The organism is Pseudogemmobacter humi, assembly GCF_900609055.1.
Classification (GTDB): domain Bacteria; phylum Pseudomonadota; class Alphaproteobacteria; order Rhodobacterales; family Rhodobacteraceae; genus Pseudogemmobacter; species Pseudogemmobacter humi.
Genome location: NZ_UXAW01000074.1, coordinates 1 through 5091, shown reverse-complemented (window position 1 = coordinate 5091; position 5091 = coordinate 1). Strand labels below are relative to the sequence as shown.

5 protein-coding genes and 1 riboswitch are annotated in these 5091 nt (G+C 66.7%); of the genes, 4 read left to right on the top strand and 1 reads right to left on the bottom strand.

Features of this window, described 5'->3' with window-relative positions; genetic code table 11:
* Window positions 1-246 precede the first annotated feature (246 nt).
* Window positions 247-606 (bottom strand): hypothetical protein, encoded by a 360-nt coding sequence (locus XINFAN_RS12360; RefSeq protein WP_124087178.1) that lies wholly within the window; start codon window positions 604-606, stop codon window positions 247-249.
* Window positions 607-821: 215 nt separating this feature from the next.
* Window positions 822-1033, top strand: a riboswitch (cobalamin riboswitch).
* A 127-nt stretch (window positions 1034-1160) separates the two neighbouring features.
* Between XINFAN_RS12360 and XINFAN_RS12355 the strand changes: the two genes are divergently transcribed.
* The 4 genes from XINFAN_RS12355 to XINFAN_RS12340 form a co-directional block, all read left to right on the top strand.
* Complete coding sequence (locus tag XINFAN_RS12355) at window positions 1161-3044, top strand: TonB-dependent receptor plug domain-containing protein (RefSeq protein ID WP_124087177.1); 1884 nt, start codon at window positions 1161-1163, stop codon at window positions 3042-3044.
* Window position 3045: 1 nt separating this feature from the next.
* Entirely contained in the window at window positions 3046-3918 is an 873-nt protein-coding gene (locus tag XINFAN_RS12350; protein ID WP_124087176.1) for an ABC transporter substrate-binding protein, read from the top strand.
* Window positions 3915-4895, top strand: a complete 981-nt coding sequence (locus XINFAN_RS12345; protein ID WP_124087175.1) for a FecCD family ABC transporter permease — start codon at window positions 3915-3917, stop codon at window positions 4893-4895. The genes XINFAN_RS12350 and XINFAN_RS12345 overlap by 4 nt, the downstream gene beginning before the upstream one ends.
* A partial coding sequence (locus XINFAN_RS12340) for an ATP-binding cassette domain-containing protein (RefSeq protein WP_124087174.1) occupies window positions 4892-5091 on the top strand: 200 nt, incomplete at its 3' end. The genes XINFAN_RS12345 and XINFAN_RS12340, both read left to right, overlap by 4 nt.

The following is a 5091-nucleotide window of genomic DNA, read 5'->3' as shown; positions in this document are numbered from 1 at the left end:
ATCTTGAACTCACGGCTGAACTTCCGTCTCGTCATATCCACTCTCCAGTTCCTTGGTCACGATCTTATCTTCGTGTCCACGAAACCAGCAGCAGCTCACAGCCTATGCTTCAGAGCTTGATCCATTCAGCCAGCTAACAACCCTCCATGTATTCTGTGGGGAGAGGTAAGGCAGCAGGGATACTCAGGATAATTCCGTATAAGTATGGGGAGAGACAGGAAGAGAAGAACAGAGCGAGTGTGATGCTCAGAACTTCTGCTCCTCTCCCTTCTGCTTCATCCGGTAAGGAACAACCGTCTCCCCCGATACAGCCTCCCAGGCCCTGAGGCGGTTCAGATACCCCTCACAGTAGGCTGTTTCTCTCCGGTTCTCGAATTCCTGCCGGATATGTTGCGGTTTATCACGGAACTCATCCAGCCCGGGAAACTTCGCATCGACCGGCAGTTCCCGCCCCACCATCTCGCCTGCTGCGGTCCTCATGACTGCCTGAACCAGCCTGCTCCGGGTATAAGGCACGATCACGCTGTCATGCACAGTCAGAACAGGAAGCCCTGCGGCAATGCGGCGGCTGATCACCCGTTCCATGATCTGTGAATCGATGAACATCAGCCGGATTCCTTCGTCCTGGCAGAGATAGCGGCCAAGCCAGGGAACCTGCCTCTTCAACTCCGGCAGAGTGTTCTTCAGGGTCACGTTCTTCAGGTGACGCTCGCGCCTGGGCGCGGGATCCGACGGGCTCTCCTGCAACCCGTGTGCGACCCGCCTGCAACCCTGCGGGTGCGGCATCTCGTGCCCGCTTGACAAACCGGCGCGGCCTTCTTCAGATGGCCGCCGTCCGAGGTGCCGCGAGAGCGGCTTGAAAGGGAACGGGGTGCGCCTGAAGATCCGCAAGGATCCCGGCAACTCCCCGACTGCCCCCGCAACTGTAGGCGGAGAGCGACGGCCGAATGACCACTGTGCCCGAGGCGGCATGGGAAGGTGGCCCGAGCGATGATCCGCAAGTCAGGAGACCTGCCCCGGAGTTTCACCCATTCCCGGCGCGGGGCGCGTCCGGGGAGCGGCAGACCGCAGTGGTGAATTTCTTGAGCCACCTGCGGGTATCCATCCCCACAGGCAAAATTGTCATTCGGGCCGCCCGCGGCTCCATCAGGGGATGATCCATGCGATCCTCGTCTCTTTCCGTTCTTGCGCTCAGCCTTGTGCTGCCTTCGGTTTCCCTGGCGCAGGAATCCGTAGATCTGGGCACGATCTGGCTTCAGGGCGGCTTCTCGCCCATCGAACAGGCCCGCTACGGCCGCGCCTTCAGCGTGATCACCGCCGACGAGATCGAGGCCCGTGGCATCACCTCGGTCCAGGACGCGCTGCGCGCGATCCCCGGCGTGGCCGTGAACGGCTCGGGCCGCAGCTTCACCCAGATCCGCATCCGGGGCGGCGAGGGCAACCACACGCTGATTCTCGTCGATGGTGTGCCGGCGGCGGGCGGCGCCGATGAATACGGGCTTTCCGGCTTCGATGCCGCCGATATCGAGCGGATCGAGGTGCTGCGCGGGCCGCAATCGGTCTATTTCGGCTCCAACGCCTCTTCGGGCGTGATCAATATCATCACCAAACGCGCCGCGGGCCCCGGCTACGGCGGTAAACTGGAGGCAGGCAACGGCCATTTCGCCAATGCCTGGTTCTCGGTCGGGAACGAGCGCGGCGGGGTGCGGCTGTCCTGGACCGACAGCAAGGACAAAGGTGTCGATGAAAGCGGCGACGACGGCGAGAGGGATTTCATCGACCGCCAGACGCTGCGGCTGAACGGCAACTGGCAGGCGAGCGAACAGCTCAGCTTCACGCTGGGCCTCACCGGCATACGCGAGCATTACGCATATGACGCCACCCCCTGGACCGCGACCAGTGCCGCGGGCTATGTCCAGGACGACCCCAACCTCTTCGCCTGGAAGCGCGAGCAGGTCTTCTCGCTCGGCGCCCGGTTCGAGGGGGCCGATGGCCGCGTCGTGCATGAGCTGAACCTGTCGCAGACGGTGAACAAATCCCGGCGGGCGCAAACCGCGCCCTGGGGCAAGGGCACGACCGAGGTGCTGCGCTACCGCGCGATGATCGGCCTCGACGGCCAGGCCACGACGGCGGATCACCTGCTGAACGTGCTGGTGGAACGGCGCGAGGACGATCACAGCTCCGCCCCCGCCTATCAGCGCGATCGCACCTCTGCCGCGCTGGAATATCGCGGCACGCTGGAAAACGGGCTGAGCCTTCAGGCCGGGCTGCGCTACGACGACAATACGATGTTCGAGGATTTCACCGGCTGGAACCTTGCGGCCTCTTACCCGGTGCATGACCAGGTGCGGCTGCATGGCTCGATCGGCCGCGCCTCGGTGGACCCGTCCTATGGCGAATTGTTCTCCGACAGCATCTATGTACTGGGCAATCCCGGGCTGAAGCCCGAGGAGAACCGCGGCATCGACCTCGGCGTCGAGTTCACGAGCGCCGACGGGCGTGGCCGGGTCGATGTCACCGCCTTCTACGAGGTGCTTTACGACGAGATCACCTATGCCGCCGGGATCTCGCCGCCGCTTTTGCCCGGCGGCGCGCCGCGCGGCGGCTATTACAACCAGGACGGCAAGAGCCGCCGCAAAGGGGTCGAGGTCTCGGGCACCTGGGAGGCGAGCGAGCAGCTCTCATTCGGCGTGAACTATACCTGGCTGCGCGCGACCAATCCCGATGGCAGCGTGGAAGTTCGTCGCCCGAAACATGAACTGGCTGTGCAGGCGACCTGGCGCACCAGGGATGACCGCTTCTCTGTAACCGGCGACATCCGCCGCGTCGCGGGCAATTACGACGACCAGTGGTGGACCGGGGGCAGCACCGGCCAGAAGCTGCCCGATTACACGGTGGTCAACCTCTCGGCCCGCTACCGGCTGACCGATCAGGTCGATCTGACCGCACGGGTGCTGAATGTCTTCGACGAGAACTACTCCGACGTCTGGGGCTACCGTGCCCAGGACCGCGCGGTCTGGCTGGGCGTGAAGGCGAATTTCTGAGATGCCGTCCCCAGGGCATCTCAGACCCCTGTTCGCCGCGGCGGGGATCTTCCTCGCCGCGGCCGCCTCGGCCGCGGCGGTCTTCGCAGGGTCGGTCTTCGCAGGGGCGCCGCAGCGGGTGGTCTCGATCAGCCTGTGCACCGATCAGCTGGCGATGCTGGTCGCGGCCCCCGGCCAGCTGGTCTCGGTCACTTATCTGGCGGTGGACCCCGGTTCTTCGCCCATGGTCGAAGAGGCGCGGGCCTTCCACATCAACCACGGCTTCGCCGAAGAGGTCGCCCTGCTGCGCCCCGATCTGGTTCTGGCAGGGCGCTACACCACCCGGGTGACGGTGGACATGCTGATCCGCCTCGGCCATCCGGTCGAGATCTTCGAGCCGGAAAACTCCATCGAAGACATCCGCACCAATCTGCGCAAGATGGGTGCGGCGCTCGGGCGCGAGGCCCGGGCCGAAGAACTGATCGCATTGATGGACCGCGATCTGGACGCCATCGCCACTGCTTTGCCCGAAACCCGGCCGGAGGTCGCCTTTTACTACGCGAGCGGCTACAGCCTCGGAACCGGCACGCTGGCGGATGCGATCGCCACCCGCGCCGGGCTGGAGAACATCGCGCCGCGCCTTGACCTCGGCGCCAGCGGCGTGGTGCCGCTGGAGGCGCTGATCCTCGCCCGCCCCGGGGTGGTGGTGCGCAGCGCCGGCTACCGCGGCCATTCCCGCGCGCAGGAGATACTGAACCATCCCGCGCTGCAACATTTTCTGGAGCCGCCGCGGCGCGATGCCCGATCCGGCCCGGAATGGGTCTGCGGCACGCCCCTGGTGACGGACGCGATCCGCGCGCTGGCCCGCGCCGCAGGGCAGGAGTTGCGCGAATGAGACTGATCCTTTCCCTTGCCGGGCTCTGCCTCGCCTTGTTCCTTGCCTCGCTGTTCATCGGCGCGGCCCCCCTGCCCTTCGCCGCGACATTGCGCGCCTGGCTCGGCCAGGGCGATCCGCTGGTGGTGATGGTGATGTGGGAGCTGCGGCTGCCGCGCGCGGCGCTGGCGGTGCTGATCGGGCTCTCGCTGGGGCTGGCGGGCGCGGCGATGCAGGGGCTTTTGCGCAATCCGCTGGCCGAGCCGGGAATCGTCGGCACCTCGGGCTTCGCGGCGCTCGGCGCGGTGCTGGCGCTGCAAACCGGGCTTGCGGATCTCTTGCCCGTCGCGCTGCCGATGGCGGCGCTGACCGGGGCCGCCGGGTCGGTGCTTTTGCTGATGGCCCTGGCCGGGCCGGGCGCGCGCACCACGACGCTGATCCTTGCCGGCGTCGCGATCTCGGCCGCCGCCGGGGCGATGGTCAGCCTCGTGCTGAACCTTTCCCCCAACCCTTTCGCCGCCAACGAGGTGATGTTCTGGCTGATGGGCTCGCTGGCCGACCGCTCTTTCGCCCATGTCGCGGTGGCGGCGCCGGTGCTGGCGCTCGGCGCGGTGCTGGTCTGGTCGGGGCGGCGGGGGCTTGATGCTTTGTCGATGGGCGAGGAAACCGCCGCTTCGATGGGGATCGACCTGAGGCGCCTGCGGCTGAAGCTGGTTCTCGGCACCGCCTGCCTTGCGGGCGCGGCGACGGCGGTGGCGGGGATGATCGGCTTCGTCGGCCTTGTGGTGCCGCATCTGTTGCGCCGGCTGACCGGGGGCCTGCCGTCGCGGCTGATGCTGCCGGCGGCGCTCGGCGGTGCGGCGCTGCTTCTGGCGGCCGATATCGCGGTGCGGCTGATCCTGCCGGGGCGCGATCTGAAACTCGGCGTGCTGACCGCGCTGATCGGAACGCCCGTGTTCCTGCATCTCGTGTGGAAATCCAGGGGGAGAGAGGCATGAGCGCGCGTCTCACCCTGCGCGGGATCGCGGTCGCCGGGCGGCTGGAGCCCACCGATCTGGAGATCCGCTCCGGCGAGTTCGTCGGGCTGATCGGGCCGAACGGCGCCGGCAAGACCACGCTTTTGCGCGCGGCCCAGGGGCTGATCCCTGCCACGGGCAGCAGTTCGCTGGCCGCCCTGCCCGTCACCGCCCGCCC

Bases quoted from the DNA above. Each gene is read 5' to 3' on its own strand.
- XINFAN_RS12360 (WP_124087178.1), bottom strand. From the start codon at position 606: ATGTTCATCGATTCACAGATCATGGAACGGGTGATCAGCCGCCGCATT.
- XINFAN_RS12355 (WP_124087177.1), top strand. From the start codon at position 1,161: ATGCGATCCTCGTCTCTTTCCGTTCTTGCGCTCAGCCTTGTGCTGCCT.
- XINFAN_RS12350 (WP_124087176.1), top strand. From the start codon at position 3,046: ATGCCGTCCCCAGGGCATCTCAGACCCCTGTTCGCCGCGGCGGGGATC.
- XINFAN_RS12345 (WP_124087175.1), top strand. From the start codon at position 3,915: ATGAGACTGATCCTTTCCCTTGCCGGGCTCTGCCTCGCCTTGTTCCTT.